At 45.6% G+C, this 15,432-nt stretch carries 13 protein-coding genes; 8 read left to right on the plus strand and 5 right to left on the minus strand.

Going from position 1 to position 15,432, the window contains the following annotated elements:
- Positions 1-77: 77 nt before the first annotated feature.
- A complete protein-coding gene (locus DTQ70_RS19690; protein ID WP_122932394.1) occupies positions 78-1,799 on the minus strand; it encodes a M3 family oligoendopeptidase in 1,722 nt (573 codons plus the stop codon).
- Positions 1,800-1,887: 88 nt separating this feature from the next.
- On the opposite strand from DTQ70_RS19690, the gene DTQ70_RS19695 reads away from it, so the two are divergent.
- From DTQ70_RS19695 to DTQ70_RS19705, 3 genes are all read left to right on the plus strand, one after another.
- Positions 1,888-2,346, plus strand: coding sequence for a sterol desaturase family protein (locus DTQ70_RS19695; protein WP_122932395.1), 459 nt, complete (start codon positions 1,888-1,890; stop codon positions 2,344-2,346).
- Positions 2,347-2,425: 79 nt separating this feature from the next.
- Entirely contained in the window at positions 2,426-3,187 is a 762-nt protein-coding gene (locus DTQ70_RS19700; protein ID WP_122932396.1) for a ThuA domain-containing protein, read from the plus strand.
- A 210-nt stretch (positions 3,188-3,397) separates the two neighbouring features.
- Positions 3,398-4,132 carry a transglutaminase family protein gene (locus tag DTQ70_RS19705; RefSeq protein WP_229599973.1) on the plus strand — a complete coding sequence of 245 codons (735 nt, stop codon included), beginning with the start codon at positions 3,398-3,400 and terminating at the stop codon, positions 4,130-4,132.
- Positions 4,133-4,184: 52 nt separating this feature from the next.
- Here DTQ70_RS19705 and DTQ70_RS19710 read toward each other — a convergent pair whose 3' ends face one another.
- Positions 4,185-5,219: a TlpA disulfide reductase family protein gene (locus tag DTQ70_RS19710; RefSeq protein ID WP_122932398.1), complete on the minus strand. Its 1,035-nt coding sequence runs from the start codon at positions 5,217-5,219 to the stop codon at positions 4,185-4,187.
- 259 nt (positions 5,220-5,478) lie between these two features.
- Between DTQ70_RS19710 and DTQ70_RS19715 the strand changes: the two genes are divergently transcribed.
- The gene (locus DTQ70_RS19715) at positions 5,479-7,884 is read left to right on the plus strand and encodes an ABC transporter permease (RefSeq protein WP_229599974.1); all 2,406 of its coding nucleotides are present in this window, start codon (positions 5,479-5,481) and stop codon (positions 7,882-7,884) included.
- Positions 7,885-7,971: 87 nt separating this feature from the next.
- Here the strand turns inward: DTQ70_RS19715 and msrA are convergent, their stop codons facing one another.
- Positions 7,972-8,625 carry a peptide-methionine (S)-S-oxide reductase MsrA gene (gene msrA / locus DTQ70_RS19720; RefSeq protein ID WP_206019551.1) on the minus strand — a complete coding sequence of 218 codons (654 nt, stop codon included), beginning with the start codon at positions 8,623-8,625 and terminating at the stop codon, positions 7,972-7,974.
- A gap of 165 nt (positions 8,626-8,790) precedes the next feature.
- Between msrA and thiL the strand changes: the two genes are divergently transcribed.
- Positions 8,791-9,822, plus strand: coding sequence for a thiamine-phosphate kinase (thiL, locus tag DTQ70_RS19725; protein WP_122932399.1), 1,032 nt, complete (start codon positions 8,791-8,793; stop codon positions 9,820-9,822).
- A gap of 114 nt (positions 9,823-9,936) precedes the next feature.
- Here the strand turns inward: thiL and DTQ70_RS19730 are convergent, their stop codons facing one another.
- Together DTQ70_RS19730 and gcvT are read right to left on the minus strand one after the other, a co-directional pair.
- The gene (locus DTQ70_RS19730) at positions 9,937-10,644 is read right to left on the minus strand and encodes a 2-phosphosulfolactate phosphatase (RefSeq protein WP_122932400.1); all 708 of its coding nucleotides are present in this window, start codon (positions 10,642-10,644) and stop codon (positions 9,937-9,939) included.
- A gap of 10 nt (positions 10,645-10,654) precedes the next feature.
- Positions 10,655-11,755: a glycine cleavage system aminomethyltransferase GcvT gene (gene gcvT, locus DTQ70_RS19735; RefSeq protein ID WP_122934487.1), complete on the minus strand. Its 1,101-nt coding sequence runs from the start codon at positions 11,753-11,755 to the stop codon at positions 10,655-10,657.
- Positions 11,756-11,922: 167 nt separating this feature from the next.
- On the opposite strand from gcvT, the gene DTQ70_RS19740 reads away from it, so the two are divergent.
- The 3 genes from DTQ70_RS19740 (at position 11,923) to DTQ70_RS19750 (ending at position 15,414) form a co-directional block, all read left to right on the plus strand.
- Positions 11,923-12,627, plus strand: coding sequence for a hypothetical protein (locus tag DTQ70_RS19740; RefSeq protein ID WP_122932401.1), 705 nt, complete (start codon positions 11,923-11,925; stop codon positions 12,625-12,627).
- Positions 12,628-13,183: 556 nt separating this feature from the next.
- Positions 13,184-14,269: an HBL/NHE enterotoxin family protein gene (locus DTQ70_RS19745; protein WP_122932402.1), complete on the plus strand. Its 1,086-nt coding sequence runs from the start codon at positions 13,184-13,186 to the stop codon at positions 14,267-14,269.
- Positions 14,270-14,346: 77 nt separating this feature from the next.
- Complete coding sequence (locus DTQ70_RS19750; protein ID WP_122932403.1) at positions 14,347-15,414, plus strand: HBL/NHE enterotoxin family protein; 1,068 nt, start codon at positions 14,347-14,349, stop codon at positions 15,412-15,414.
- Positions 15,415-15,432 lie beyond the last annotated feature (18 nt).

Below are 15,432 nucleotides of genomic sequence, written 5' to 3' on the forward strand. Positions count from 1 at the left end.
TGCAGAGTGCAGAGTGTCGAGTAAGTGGCTTTCATTCGACATTCTGCACTCTGCATTCGACACTCTAAATATCAGTTTTATTTCAACTTCGTCAATTCTTCTTTTACAAAATTCATCAGCTCAGTGATGTAGCCTTTTGAAAAATCGAAAGGAATGTTGGCTGCTGCATAAATTTGGCTAATCGGCACGGTGTAACCCAATTTTAGGGCGTTCAAATACCCTTCGAGTCCCTTTTGTGGGTTTTGTTTGTAATTGCGCCACACACCTACGGCTCCTAGCTGCGCCATGCCGTATTCGATGTAGTAAAACGGCACTTCGTAAATATGGAGCTGTTTTTGCCAAATGTATTTTTTTGCGTCTTCGAGCCCGTTCCAGTCGGTTATGGAGTCGCTAAATTGTTCATAAACTGCCACCCACGCTGCTTGCCGCTGCTCAATGGTATGCGTAGGATTTTCGTACAACCAATGTTGAAACTTGTCGATGGTAGCTACCCAAGGCAGAGTTTCGATAATCGACTCCAAATGCTGGATTTTGGCGCGGCGTAGGTCATCTTCATTGTCGAAGAACACATCCCAGTAGTCCATCGTCAACAACTCCATGCTCATCGAGGCCAATTCCGCCACTTCGGCAGGAGGGTTTTTGAAGGCATTGAGCATCAAATCGCGCGTTACAAAATTGTGTACGGCGTGGCCTCCTTCGTGTAGCAGCGTCACCAAATCGCGCAGGTTGGAGGTTGCATTCATAAAAATGAACGGTACTCCAATTTCTTCCAACGGATAATTATACCCCCCTGGCGCTTTCCCCTTTCTCGATTCGAGGTCGAGGTGACCCATTTCTTTCATAATCCGTAGATAATCACCCAATTGAGGGTCAAGGTTAGTAAAGCAAGTGATTGTTTTTTCCAACAATTCTTCTCCCGTACTAAACGGTTTTAGCGGCGGGCGGTTTTGGGGATCTACTTTAAAATCCCACGGGCGAAGCGCTTCCAACGCCAACGCTTCTTTACGCTCTTTAGCCATGTCACTGAGCATCGGCACGACTGCTTCCGCCACCGATTCGTGAAAATTGAAACAATCTTGTGGCGTGTAATCAAAGCGCCCCAACGCGGCAAACATATAATCGCGGAAGTTGGCAAAACCTGCATTGGTGGCTACTTCGTGACGCAAATCACGAAGGGAATTGAGTAATTGGTCTAGCGTATCTTTATCGGCCAAGCGGCGTGATTGAATTTTTTTCCACGCTTCTTCACGCACCGTACGGTCGGTTGATTGTAATATATCCGACGCTTTTTGAAGCGTCATTTCTTCCCCGTTTATCGTCACCGTCATCGCCCCGATAATCGCGCCGTATTTGGCTTGTTCGGTTTGGATTTGGGTTTGTAACGGAATATTTTCTTCCCTAAAAATCTCAATCGCTTTCTTCATTCCGCGCAGTGCCACTTCAAAACCTTGGTCTTTGAGTTCGCTCAAAAAAGGGCTGGCCAAGGCTTTCTTATCCAACTCATTTCCGTAGGTACTGAGCTGTGGCTGAAAGTTTTCCACAAAATCGTTGAACTCCTGTTGATATTGTTCGCTGCTGGTATCGCAGGTCATGCGGATGTATCGCCAAGCAAAGTTTTCGGATAAATACGACTCCAATTCGCTCTTATCCAAAAACCACTGACGAAGTTCGTCTGCTGATTCAATAGCGCGATTTTTTAGGTTTTCGTAAAAAGGTTGAAGTTGCTCCCAAGTCGTTAAAGAAAACTCCTCGCCCAAAAACGGACGGGGCGGGCGCTGCGGTATGGTAAGTGCTGACATAAAGCTAAATTTGCAATGTTTTGGTTTTGTTGTCTAACAAAAGAACCTAAAAATTGGTTTTTCTGAAAACATCGGACATTTATTTCCCATGCTACTCAATTTTCTCCTTGTGCTCGGCACGTTTGTTTTTATGGAAGGCTTTGCCTGGTTCACGCACAAATACATCATGCACGGCATTATGTGGAACTGGCACGAATCGCACCACGTACACCACAAAGGCTGGTGGGAAACCAATGACCTCTTTGGAATTATTTTTGGCGCGTCGGCCACGGGTCTCATCGTAGTGGGCTCAGAAGTAGAATCGCTTCGTTGGTTGATGTACGTTGGGTTTGGCATTACCCTGTACGGCGTCGGGTATTTTCTTTTTCACGACGTGATTGTTCACCGTCGGGTAAAAATCAAATTTAAAACCAGCAATCGCTACCTCAACCGCATCATTCGGGCGCATTATATTCACCACAAAGTCCACGAGCGCGACGGTGCCGAGGCGTTTGGTTTTTTGTACGCCCCAAAAAAATATGAGAAGGCATCCGTGAAAGGCGAATAATAACTCTCAACTACTTCTCAGTTTTTATAGTAGTTTTCATTTGGGTGCGTCTTTTTTCCCAAAATACCAGATTAAGATTATGACAAGATTGTTTTACTGCTGCGCTTTCTTGTTGGCGCTCACGGTAAGTTCGTTTGCCCAGAAAAAGAAAAAAGCCGCATCAACGACCAAAGATGCCATCTTAGTTTTTTCTAAAACCAAGGGATTCCGCCACGCTTCTATTCCCAAAGGGAAGGCTGCGTTGATGTTGCTTGGTGAACAAAACAAATTCGCCGTAGATACGACCGAAGATGCCAGCGCATTTACGTCCGAAAACTTAAAAAAATACAAAGCAGTGGTATTTTTGAGTACCACGGGTGACGTCCTCAACGATGCCCAACAAACTGCTTTTGAACAATACATCCGCGGAGGCGGCGGTTACGTAGGAATCCATGCGGCGGCCGATACTGAATACGATTGGCCTTGGTACAATCAGTTGGTAGGGGCGTATTTTCTAAGCCATCCCAAGCAGCAAAGCGTGGACGTAGTGGTACACAGCCAAAATCACCCTTCTACCTCAATGCTTCCCGACCGCTGGAAGCGTTTTGACGAATTGTATAACTATAAAAAAATTGTGTTGGGGATTAAAGTCCTCGCCACGCTCGATGAAAGCACCTACAAAGGGGGCGCAAACGGGGTAAATCACCCGTTTATATGGTATCGTGAATTTGACGGAGGGCGCTCGTTTTACACAGGTGGCGGCCACACCGACGAATCGTTTGTAGAACCATTGTTTGTCCAACACCTTTTAGGCGGCATCGAATACGCCATGGGACGCAAGTCCGTAAAGAAACCAATGTAAGGGGTTACGTTGGCACCTGAGTACAATCACGAAAAAGGCAGGCCCGAAAGGAACCTGCCTTTTTTATACACCAAAAATCAGCGAAAATGATGCTAAAACTGCGTTTTTTTTGGTACTTTACACAAAATTCTATTTCGCCGTTCCTTACCCATGAAGATAAGAGGTAAAAGTGTATTTAAGTACCAAATACACACCCCTACAACCGTTCAAATGCTTCTTAGTCCCCGACGCCAAGAGGGACAAATTGTCCTCAAAGAAGAATTTAGCACCGACCCTTTTGTTCCTTTTAGCAACTACAACGACTCTTACGAAAACCATTGTGTACGCGCCGTTCTCCCCGTCGGGCAGCTCACCATTACTACCGAAATAGAAGTGCTGGTCGAAGAAGAAGAGGCGCCAAGCGCTCCTTTTCCCCCCTATATTTTGGTGGAAAATTTGCCTACGGAAACGTTGGTATATCTTTCGCCCAGTCGTTATTGCCAGTCGGATTTGTACGAACTTCAAAACTTAGCAAGCCAAATAGTTGGCGATGCCTCTTGGGGTTACGAACAAGTAGAAGCTATCAGGCGTTGGATTTACCACCATGTTCGCTACGAATACAACACCACTTATTCGACCACCACGGCCTTAGACGTAGTTTATCAGCGAGTAGGTGTTTGTCGCGATTTTACGCATTTGGGCATTGCCTTGTGCCGCACGCTGTCTATCCCCGCCCGCATGACCGTTGGCTACCTCGACAAGCTCAATTTCATGGATTTACATGCTTGGTTTGAAGCCTACGTAGGCGACCGATGGTACACTTTCGACGCCGTTCAGTCAGAAACCCACGGCTACCGCGTTGTGCTTGGCTATGGCCGCGACGCCGCCGACGTAGCCATGGTAACGCAATTTGGCAATGCAACCCTCGATTCGCTGGAAGTAGAGACGGAGCTGTTGGAGGAATGAGAGTTAGAATTCACTCTTCAGAATTAAAAGCTACATAAAATTGAACTAGGAGCTAGTTCTTTACTATTGACAAAATATCTTGAAAGTTCGTAGAGATAATTTTCAAATTCTCATCCACTAATAACGTGTATGGGATGCCTGTAATTTTAAGCTTTTGCGCAAGTTCACTATTAAAGCCCCCCTTTAATTCAGAAAGTTGAGGCCAGTTCAGCTTATCTTTTTGAATCGCTTTCAACCAATCTCCTTTATCTTCATCTAAGGATACACTTATTATCGCTATCGATTTTTTTTCCAGCAATTTTTGATGCTCTATAAGTATCTTATTCTCATGCCTGCAAGGAGCACACCATGAAGCCCAAAAATTCAGTATTGTTTTTCCTTTAATCATTGTACTTAATTGCTTCATTTGCCCTTGCGTGTCTGGAACAGTAAAGTCTTCCACTTTTTTTCCAATGTCATTTTGCTCTGTTTTTTCGATTTCTTTTTGAAAATCGCGTCCTTCCTCACTATATTGTAACTCCTTCGAAAGCGAAAAAAACTGCTTTTTAGTCCTTTGTACTCCGCAGTAATACATTGCTTGATTTACTAAAAAGAGAGATAAATAGGAATTATTATGAGCATTAATATACTTTTCGATTTCGTCACCAATCAATGTATTCCTCTTTAGTATATTTTTTTCCGATTGCACAATTTTATTTTGCAAGTTCATTTGTAAAATAAAATCCTTTGATTCTTGCTCTCCCTCAATGGATAATGTTTGTAATCTATGCTCCGTTTGTCCTTCATATTTATATGGAGCTAAGTTTACTTTAATTATTCCATTTGTCAACCATACCCCCAATCCTCCCTTTACCTTATCTGAATTTATTATCGCAAGACAGGGGTGTTCTACATAGCCTTCAAAAACAAACTTACCACCTCTCACTTTTGAGACTGGTTCGCTTATTTCATTATTACCTATAACCATAATGGTGATTGTAGAAATACTATCTGCATTACTAACTTCCCCCTCTAATCGAAACGATTGCTTTTGGGCGTATAATTCTAAATTAATACCTATAAAAAACAAAAAAATAAAGTTTCTCATAACAGTCCACAGTTTTAATTGAAAAGAATAAAATTTACTTATTAATTCTTTTAACGTATTAATTAAAATTATATTATTTCAACACGTGAACGTATTAAAAACCCCTTCATAGAAGCGCCACACCCTTTTTCATAAATGAGACATCGCTTCCCTGTTAGCCTTTTTCAAATCTTGCAAAATAAATTTTGTTTTTATATAAAGTATATTTATATATAAATAATACTTTTAATACAGTAACATTTGTTCATCCAGAAAATCTATGCTTATGTACTGGCACTACCTCACCTTTGCTTGGCGCCGCATTCGGCGTGAGAAAAAAATCAACCTAATCCGCATTGCCAATTTAAGTATCGGACTGGCAAGTGGCTTGGTCATTTTTCTTGTCGTCAACTACATGTTGACCTTCGACCGTTATCACCCTGAGGTAGAACGCTCGTATTGGGTAGTAACTGACCTAAAAAAAGAAACAACGCTCCAAACCGATGCGGCTCCTCGCCCTCTGGCCGAAGTACTCCGCCGCGATTATGCGTTTGTAGAAAGCGCGGTTAAATTAGAGACCTTTTTTGGGCGCACCATCAGCATTCCCAATGGCCAAGGAGGCTGGGAAAAGAAGTTCAATGAGTCGCGAAATATGTGCTTCACCGAATCTCAGTATTTTGATTTGTTTGGGGTGGAATGGCTCAGTGGCGACCCTCACAAAGCCTTGGCAACGCCCAATGCCATCGTCATCAGCGAGCGATACGCCGAGAAATATTTTCAAACCACACTCGCCCTTGGAAAAACTGTGCGTCTGGACAATCGGGTCAATCTGACCGTTACGGGTATCATTAAAAATCCGCCGTCAAACACCCAACTTCGTTACGACGGGCTGGTTTCTTACGCAACCCTCGCAAACTTAGAACCGCCCACCGCCCTCAACGATTGGTTAGGGCTTCAAAGCATGTGTTTTGTTCGGCTACGCAAGGGAATTTCACCCAACCAACTAACCACTGCCTTGGCAGCCGTTCAGAAGAAGCATTTGCCAGCGGCTCAACTTCGCAACTTTTCTTACCACGTCCTTCCGCTGACGGAGCTCAATCACGCTCGGAGCGGCATGGCACCTCGCCCTATATTGTTTGCTTTGATGGCCGTTGGGTTGTTGCTTGTGATGGCTGCTTGTATCAATTACGTCAACTTGGCTACAGCCCAAGCCTTGCAACGCGCCCACGAAACGGGCGTTCGTAAAGTGGTGGGTAGCAATCGCTGGCAATTGATAAAGCAGTTTATGACCGAAACCGCCCTGCTGACTTTCGCCGCCGTGCTTTTGGCCTTAATTTTGACCCAACTGGCCCTTCCCGTGGTCAATGACACCCTCACTCAGCAAGATGAGACGCTTCATCCCAACATTTCTGTTTTGGATGTATTTACTCCCAATGCCCTCCTTTGGTTTGTTCCACTGGTACTTGGCGTAGTTTTTTTGGCAGGTTTTTACCCTTCTTGGGTGTTATCGGGTTTTAATCCTATCAAAGCCCTCGCGGGGCGATTGACCCGAGCCAAAGGTGGACTGACCATTCGGAGAACGCTCATAACGGGACAATTTTTGCTCACTCAGCTCTTTTTGATTGTTGTATTGGTCATTACTAGCCAACTTCGACACATGCAAAAAGCCGATTGGGGTTTTAGAACCGACAACAAGTTGGTGGTTTGGCTACCCAAACAAGGCGCTATTCCTTACGAACGGTTGCGCAAAAGCTGGTTGGATACGCCTGGGGTACAATCAGTCACTTTTGCCAACGAACCACCCGTTTCTCCCTATAACCGTCCCAGTCCGTTCAGTTACCATACCTCTACAGAACCCGAATCGTTTGAAATCCTCGTCCGCACCGCCGACGAACACTACCTGTCGGCTTTTGGGCTTTCTCTCCTCAAAGGGCGGAATTTTAGCAAAAAGGATACCTCTCGCCACGAAGTACTGGTGAATGAAACTTTTGTAAAACAGCTCGGCATCGCTTCCTCCAAAGAAGTGATTGGAAAACCCATTCGTATCAAAGGTACGGAGCACGTTATTGCGGGTGTTGTCAAAGATTTTCGCACGGGAAATTTGCACGAGCCCATCCGCCCAATCGCGCTGGTACATGACTTATCTCACAGCTCGATGGCGGTTCTTACCTTTGCGCCCTCGGCAGTGTCCTCGGCCAGTAACGCGGTTGAGGCAATTTGGAACAACACTTTTCCAGAAGATATTTATAGAAGGAGCTATTTGAATGAACTGCTCGACTCTTTCACAAAAATGGAGCAACTTTTGGCTGGTTTTGTTCAGATTTTCGCCTTTATTGCCATCGCCATGAACTGCCTCGGACTATACGGCCTGGTGACGTTTATGGCCGAAAAACGGGCGAAGGAAATAGGCGTTCGGCGGATGCTTGGCGCGCGAACCGAACAACTGCTGTGGGTTTTTGGGCGAGAATTTAGTCGCTTATTGTTGGTTGGGTTTGCCGTTGCCGCCCCTCTAGGTTGGTGGCTTACGTCGGGCTGGTTACAGCAATACGCCTATCGCATCCAAATGAGCGGCTGGTTTTTGGTGGCTACGCTTGGGCTCATGGTTGCCATTACCGCCGCCACCATCATAGGCCACGCCATGAAAGCCGTCGCAACCAATCCAGTGAAGCACTTGCGCGCAGAGTAGATAGTACGATTTAAAACCAACAAAGTACCGCTTAAAACAAAGCCCCACGCTCAATGATGAACGTGGGGCTTTTAACTTGATGCTTCACTAATTCTTCTTCAATTTCTCCTTAAACACCTTGCGGAATTTATCCACTTTGGGTGCTACTACGAAGGCACAATAGCCTTGGTTTGGGTTGTTGGCAAAATAATTTTGGTGGTATGCTTCAGCCACGTAAAACTTTTCCGCTTTCGCCACTTCCGTTACGATGGCCTTACTGTAAGCACCTGAAGCATTGAGTTCTTTGATGGCTTTTTCGGCTAATTGTTTTTGCTCATCGTTGTGGTAAAAAATCACCGAGCGGTACTGCGGCCCCACGTCGTTGCCTTGGCGGTCTTTGGTCGTTGGGTCATGGACGCGGAAAAATACTTCCAACAATTCTACGTAGCTCACTTTCTTAGGGTCATACTTGATTTCTACGCATTCGGCATGACCCGTTACTTTGCTACATACTTGTTCGTAAGTGGGATTTTCGATAAATCCACCCGAGTACCCCGACACCACCGACTCTACGCCCTCCATTTCTTGATAGACGGCTTCGGTGCACCAAAAACAGCCAGTACCAAAAGTCGCTGTTTGCAATCCTGTCAGCGTTTTTGCTTTGTCTTCCATTTGTTCGATTTTTTTTGCCGACTGTCCACACGACGAAAGTGCCGTCAACGTCAGCGTTCCGAGAATCAATTTTTTGAGGAATGTTTTCATAATTAATCAACAAAAAAGGGGTTGTGAAAGTGCCTTGGCGTGTTTCCCGCAAATACATACGAGAAAAGACATAATTTTAACGAACTTTGCATCGAAAAGTTTTGTGATACAATTATCTGACTTTTAATTCAAAGCGAATGTCAGCCATCTGACACTTTTTCCAAAATGACGAGAACCGAGCTTTCCACTTTAGGCGAATTTGGGCTAATTGAGCGCATCAATCAGCAATTTACTCCTACTTTGCCCCAAACCATCAAGGGAATTGGTGACGACGCTGCCGTCATCGACACGGGCAGTGATGAATATACTTTAGTTTCGACCGATATGCTCATCGAGGGTGTTCATTTCGATTTGAGCTACGCCCCACTCAAACATTTAGGCTATAAGGCCGTGGCCGTCAACGTTTCGGACATTGCCGCCATGAACGGCACCCCTCGCCAAATTACGGTAAGCATTGGGTTAAGCAATCGTTTTTCGGTGGAGGCCATTGACGAACTCTATGCGGGTATTCAAACGGCTTGCGAAGCCTACAAAGTTGACTTGGTAGGTGGCGACACGAGTGCGTCGCGTTCAGGGCTAGTGCTTTCGGTGACAGCCATCGGAACGGTCAAAAAAGATAAAATCGCGTACCGAAGCGGTGCCCAACCCAACGACGTTATCTGCGTGACGGGCGATTTAGGCGCGGCGTATTTGGGCCTTCAATTGCTAGAACGCGAAAAAAGGGAGTTTTTGGAAAACCCCAACATGCAACCCCAACTTGAAGATAAGGCTTACTTGGTAGGCCGTCAGCTCAAGCCCGAAGCGCGCACCAACATCATTTATGAGTTGAACGATGCTGGTTTGGTCCCTACTTCAATGATTGACGTATCCGACGGATTGGCGTCCGAAATTTTGCATTTGTGCAAGCAATCGGGAACGGGTGCCCAGATTTTTGAAGAACATATACCTGTCGCCGACGAGACATTCCTCACCGCCGATGAGTTTAAATTGAGCCCTTTAACGGCGGCGTTGAACGGTGGTGAAGATTACGAGTTGTTGTTTACGATTAAACAAACCGACTACGAAAAAATCAAAAACTCACCGCACATTAGTTTCATTGGCTTTATGACCAATGACCCCTCTGCCGTAGAAATTGTGACCAAAGGAGGCGGCCGCTTCCCCGTGCAGGCGCAAGGTTGGCAGCATTTGACGCGGTAGTGAGTGTGGATTGAGTGTTGGGGTTGTGAGCTGCGTGTTCGGGTTGCTCACAACCCGAGTTATGGCGTGTGGGTTGTGAGCAACCCACACCACGACATAACCCACACCACGATATTACATATTCACTAATGTGCTTCCGCGAAGTACGGGCACAACGTCGTACAAGTCGCGCTGCAAGCAATACGCAATGTCTTTATGAATACCCAATCGCTGCAAACGTCGCACGTGCGACGAGTTGGCGACGTATCCTAACAAGTCATTTTGAGCCTGCTGGTACGCTCTCATTGCGAGCAACGCACTGTCTTCGCCAATGATATATTCGTCTTTGAGGGCATCGACCAACGCTCCCGCAAACAAGGTATCTTCCAAATTGACCCGTCCTTTCCAGCCCGCACACAACACAAGCACGTCGTAAGGCTGCGATTTAAGGTGATTGACAATCGCGCCTAAATTCAAAAATGCGCCCACCAATACTTTCACCGCCGAGGTTTTGGCTTTAGTAATGGATAACGTACCGTTGGTGGTCGTCATCGCAATGTTTGCCCCCACTAGGTCTTCGTCCATGTAGCTAAAGGGCGAATTATCGAGGTCAAACCCTTCGACTTTCATGGCATTCCGTTCGGCGGCGGCGATGTAGCCTTTTTGTTGAAGTTCAAAACATTCTTCCACCGTGGCTACGGGCGTGATACTTCCTACGCCATAAGCCAGGCCCGTCACCATGCAGGAAGTAGCCCGAAAAATATCCGTCACGACAACAATCGTATTATCAATATTATGAAGGTGAAGCAAATCGGGGGTTAAACAAACATCAATTGATTTCATACAAAAAATATTAGACCGTTGGTTTTACAAAAGGCAATTTCACCACTTGGGCTTTGAGCAAACGCTCACGTACTTTCACAAAAATTTCGCTTCCTACTTTACTGTTTGCCAACGGAACATAGCCAAGTCCAATTCCTTTTGACAACGTCGGCGACTGCGTTCCTGAGGTTACGTGTCCAATCACGTTTCCTTCGGCATCGCACAATTCGTAGTGCCCACGTGGGATTCCACGGTCAATCATTTCAAAACCCACCAATTTGTTGGCAAGACCCGCTTGTTTTTGGGCAAGAAGCACGTCTGAGTCAATGAAGTTTTTGGTAAACTTAGTAACCCAACCCAGTCCCGCCTCCAACGGCGAAGTGGTATCGTCAATATCGTTTCCGTACAAACAGTAACCCATTTCTAAACGAAGGGTATCGCGTGCACCAAGGCCAATTGGCTTAATGCCCAACTCTTTGCCTGCCTCAAAAATCGCATTCCAGACTTCAACTGCTGATTCTTTTGGAATATACAACTCAAAACCACCCGCACCTGTATAACCAGTGGCAGAGATGATGATGTCAGGCAAACCCGCAAACGTACCTTTCACAAAGGTGTAATAGTCCATTTCTGCCAAGTTTACTTCCGTCAATGACTGAAGTGCTTCGGCAGCTTTGGGGCCTTGAACGGCAAACAAGCAAAGGTCGTCCGAGATGTTGTGCATTTCAACACCTTCGGTATTTTGGCCCTGAATCCAGTTCCAATCTTTTTCGATGTTAGAAGCATTGACGACCAAAAAGTATTCATCCGCACTCACTCGATACACCAACAAATCGTCAACTACTCCGCCTTTTCCGTTGGGAAGGTAACTGTATTGAATTTTCCCGTCAAAGAGAACCGAAGCGTCGTTGGCCGACACACGCTGAATCAAGTCCAAAGCTTTAGGGCCTTTGACAATAAACTCACCCATGTGCGACACATCAAACACACCCACGCCGTTGCGAACGCAGTGATGTTCTTCGAGGTCAGACGAATAACGAACAGGCATTACGTAGCCCGCAAATGGTACCATTTTTGCCCCCAACTGTTGGTGTAGGTCGTTAAGAGGAACTGTTTTTAGTTGCTCAGTCATGTTCTTGGCTTGTTGAAATTTTGGGTGCAAAGCTACCTTTCTAAATTGACAATCAGAAAAGTGCAGGTTTTGAAAAACGAGTTATTTCAAAAAAATGAACAAGACGCTTTAGGGGCATTTATAAATTCCGCGTACTTTTGTCTAGGAATCAAGCTTTTAAGAAAGCCATGGGAAAGAAAAAGCCACCTATCAACCAAGTAGCCATTGATTTTCATTTGCCCAACCGCACGGTGCTGCACTTGGGACAAATCGCGGCACAACGGGAAGGAGAGCGCCTTTTCCAAACTCTTTTGGCGGAAGAGTGGCTACTAGAACCCGCTGGAGAAGCCGCTGATGTGTCGTCGGGACAAGAGATTATTCGGCAAATTGGGCGGCGATTAGCCTATCCCGAAGAAGTAAAAGTAGCCCAACTCCACCACGTCGAAAACGATTTTGTAGGCTTCTCGGCCTTGTATCAAAACAAAGGATGGGTTTTTATCAATGCCAAAGCCTCTGATTACGAACGCCACTACTACACCTGCTTTTTGGTCACTTCGTTGGGGTTATACATGAACTACCCCGCCGCTGAGCTTAGCGCCCGCGCCGAGCAGTTGGTGTTTGAAACTTTCTTACCCGAGGCAGACGTGCGTAGTTTTTTTCACCGAGGTATTTCCAAACTTTCGCCGTCGTTGGCGATGGATATTGCTGATTTTTTTCAGATGCCTTTTACGGTGATTCTCAAACGTGCTCTTTTACTTGAAATCATTTCGGACGAGCAGTACCGCAACTTCCGAACTGTCAAGCCCGAACGCCCCGTTAAATCACGGCCTTTGTTTGTTTCCAAATCAAGCGAAAGCGACCAGAGTGAGTACGCCGATGAACAATGGGGCTAAAGCTTTACATCTTTCAGTTAATTTGCTGAAAAATATATTTTTCTATACCAAAAATAATAATGTTAGTAATTGACATTTTTAACTGATTTGCGTAAATTTGCTTCGTGACTGTTTAAAGGCTTCCTAGGTGCCAACTACGCTCACATTTTTTTTGTATTACTCAACGTCAATGTTAATCATGAAAAATCAACAACTCTTCTCGCTAGTACCATCTACAGCTTAGTTTGCCCAAGCCTTATCGGCTATCAACTTTTCATGGCGCTTTTAGCAACGTGATTCTATGTACTGTTTTGCTTCTGTTTTCTTTTGAAAACAAACGAGAGTTACCAATCTATTCTGGTAAATAGCTTTCTATTGTCGGTCATTTTACTTTCCTCTAGGAGGTAGGTGCGTTTTTTTGGCCAAAATATGCGCGTTTTTTCGTCCTTTAGTTGGGGTTCACTCCCCAAATGGCTACTGCTATGCGCTTACAGGTGGTAGTTATTGAAAAACTGTAAGCAAACAATTTCAACGTTATTTCATTTTACTCAACCTTTTTTTAAAACAACAAACAATCATGGCACTTGCATCAGATGTAAACATCGGCAGTTCAGACGTACAAACAGGAATGAGCAATAGTATGTCAGCTTCTATTATGCTCCAAACGTACACCAACACGGTATTACAAACTCCTGACATAAAACTTCCGTCCCAAGTTGATACCGATTCCAAAAGTACCGTAGTTGAAGATTTGCCCGCTCACCAAGCCCTTGCCCGTACCAACGCCACTTATTACCTAAACACCCTCAACCCACTCATTGTCAATACGATTGCCGATGTTATTGGGTTTGGCAATCTATGGTCGGCCGAATATAGTCTTTTGTATTCGTTAGCTGAAAGCATTGACCAAGGGGACAATGCCAATACGTTTACCCAAGGAATGAATAATCTGATCAATAAAACGCAAAAAGCCGAAGCAAGCACGCAGCCTGTTATTGATGCGCTTAATGCCTTTTTGCCGTTGATTCAGACGGATGAGCGCAACTTTAATCAAGATGCCACCAATGTAAACAATGCCTTGGGGGGCGAGCAGGGTGAAATTGCCCAATTGCAAAAAGAGATTGCTGCGTACAATACCGCCATGAACAAAGACCTCGCCATCATTGGTGCTGGTGCTACCGCCGACGTGGTGGGTGGATTGATGATTGTGGTAGGGATTTTAGGTGAAATCGAAACCGCTGGCGTAAGTACAGCCCTAATTGTTGGAGGTCTTGCCGTAGTCGCAGGTGGAACCACCGCAATGGGGGTAGCAGGGGCCGACTACACTAAAACCAAAAAAGCCTACGCAGATGCCACCGCCCAATTGGCCCAAGACCAACAAGTGATGACGGCTACCCAACAAGCCGCTGCTACGATTTCGACCCTCGTCAATGCCGTTGCCCAAGGAATTTCAGCCGTTGAAAGCTTACAAAAAGGATGGAACTCATTGCAAGCAGATTTCAATCAAGTGATTCAAGCTTTGGAACAAGCCGATGATCCAAGTTTAGGGGCTTGGTTGACAAGTTTACTTTCTGCCGCAAACGCCGACTGGACAACGACGCTCGAACTTGCCAAGAGCATCCAACAGTACGGAACACTGCCAGTTCAGAAATCAACAAACTAATTGTTTCTGCTAGGCAGGGCGAGTGCGCCCTGCCTACACTTATTTCTGATTATCCCTTTCACTCAATTTTCAACGTTATGACCAACGCATTTTCAGCGGCTCCGATTGCAGTAGCTACTGCAAACATTGCCACCTCCTCCATCCTGCTTCAGAATTACAGTCAAGCCATTTCTAATCAGCCAGAAGTCACGCTTGAATCAGTCCCTGAATTTACGGAAGATCAAAAAAGTGTTCAGCAAAACGCGCTTTTCTGCCTAAACAAAATCACGCCAGAATTAGTCGCTTTGTCGGCTCAGGACATCGGCTTTGCAAACGAATTTCTCCAAATGTACCCTCGTTTGCTCAGTGATGCCCAGCTTATTGACGATGCTACCGCCGATGCCAATGCCCGCACCAATGCCACCCATGATTTTTGTGCGGGGGTAAATCAGCTCATCATTACCATCAACAACGGTACGGCTACCCGAAACAGCATGGCTAGGGATTTAACCCAGTTCATCGACTTATCAGCGAGCAATCAAACCGACTTAGATGCCGACCTCGAAGTAGCTCAAAAACAACTTCTAGGTAACGATATCACTAAGCTTCAGGCCCAACTTGCGACGATTCAACAAGCGATTGATTCCGACAACCAAATTGTAGCCTCTGGGGGAGTGTATGGAGTTGTTGCAGGGTTAAAAATTGGCGTAGCCATTCTAGTAGGCTGGTACAAAGACCCTGCAAAGGGCTTTAATACGATTTTGGGCGAAATTCAGGGAATTGTGCAAGAATCTGATAAACACAGCGCCGCATTGGCCGACCTGACTACCCAAAATCAGGCTTACATGGATACAATTACGCAGTTGCTTTACGATGAGGCCGTGTATGCCGTTGTTCAAAACCTTGCCTTCAATACCGACTTGCTGGCAGCCCATGCCAAAGGCGCGGCGTTGGCGGTTCAGGCGTACGCCGACGGCTGGAACTCACTAGCAGGAAGCCTAGCAGATATCTACAATCGACTCCAAAAAGGCCCTACCGTCACCCTCAATTTAGCCCAATCGCTTCAAGGTGCTCAACCCGAATGGACCAGTTTATTGGCACAAGCACTCGCCTTCCAGCAAATGGGCATCATCCCCATTGATGTTAAAGACATCAGCAACTCCTAACTCATTTTATCCTAATTC

Origin of the sequence: Runella sp. SP2 (genome assembly GCF_003711225.1) — a bacterium.
In the GTDB taxonomy this organism is placed as follows: domain Bacteria; phylum Bacteroidota; class Bacteroidia; order Cytophagales; family Spirosomataceae; genus Runella.

Coding starts and splice junctions, on each gene's coding strand:
- DTQ70_RS19690 (WP_122932394.1), bottom strand. CDS start 1,799: ATGTCAGCACTTACCATACCGCAGCGCCCGCCCCGTCCGTTTTTGGGC.
- DTQ70_RS19695 (WP_122932395.1), top strand. CDS start 1,888: ATGCTACTCAATTTTCTCCTTGTGCTCGGCACGTTTGTTTTTATGGAA.
- DTQ70_RS19700 (WP_122932396.1), top strand. CDS start 2,426: ATGACAAGATTGTTTTACTGCTGCGCTTTCTTGTTGGCGCTCACGGTA.
- DTQ70_RS19705 (WP_229599973.1), top strand. CDS start 3,398: ATGCTTCTTAGTCCCCGACGCCAAGAGGGACAAATTGTCCTCAAAGAA.
- DTQ70_RS19710 (WP_122932398.1), bottom strand. CDS start 5,219: ATGAGAAACTTTATTTTTTTGTTTTTTATAGGTATTAATTTAGAATTA.
- DTQ70_RS19715 (WP_229599974.1), top strand. CDS start 5,479: ATGCTTATGTACTGGCACTACCTCACCTTTGCTTGGCGCCGCATTCGG.
- msrA (WP_206019551.1), bottom strand. CDS start 8,625: ATGAAAACATTCCTCAAAAAATTGATTCTCGGAACGCTGACGTTGACG.
- thiL (WP_122932399.1), top strand. CDS start 8,791: ATGACGAGAACCGAGCTTTCCACTTTAGGCGAATTTGGGCTAATTGAG.
- DTQ70_RS19730 (WP_122932400.1), bottom strand. CDS start 10,644: ATGAAATCAATTGATGTTTGTTTAACCCCCGATTTGCTTCACCTTCAT.
- gcvT (WP_122934487.1), bottom strand. CDS start 11,755: ATGACTGAGCAACTAAAAACAGTTCCTCTTAACGACCTACACCAACAG.
- DTQ70_RS19740 (WP_122932401.1), top strand. CDS start 11,923: ATGGGAAAGAAAAAGCCACCTATCAACCAAGTAGCCATTGATTTTCAT.
- DTQ70_RS19745 (WP_122932402.1), top strand. CDS start 13,184: ATGGCACTTGCATCAGATGTAAACATCGGCAGTTCAGACGTACAAACA.
- DTQ70_RS19750 (WP_122932403.1), top strand. CDS start 14,347: ATGACCAACGCATTTTCAGCGGCTCCGATTGCAGTAGCTACTGCAAAC.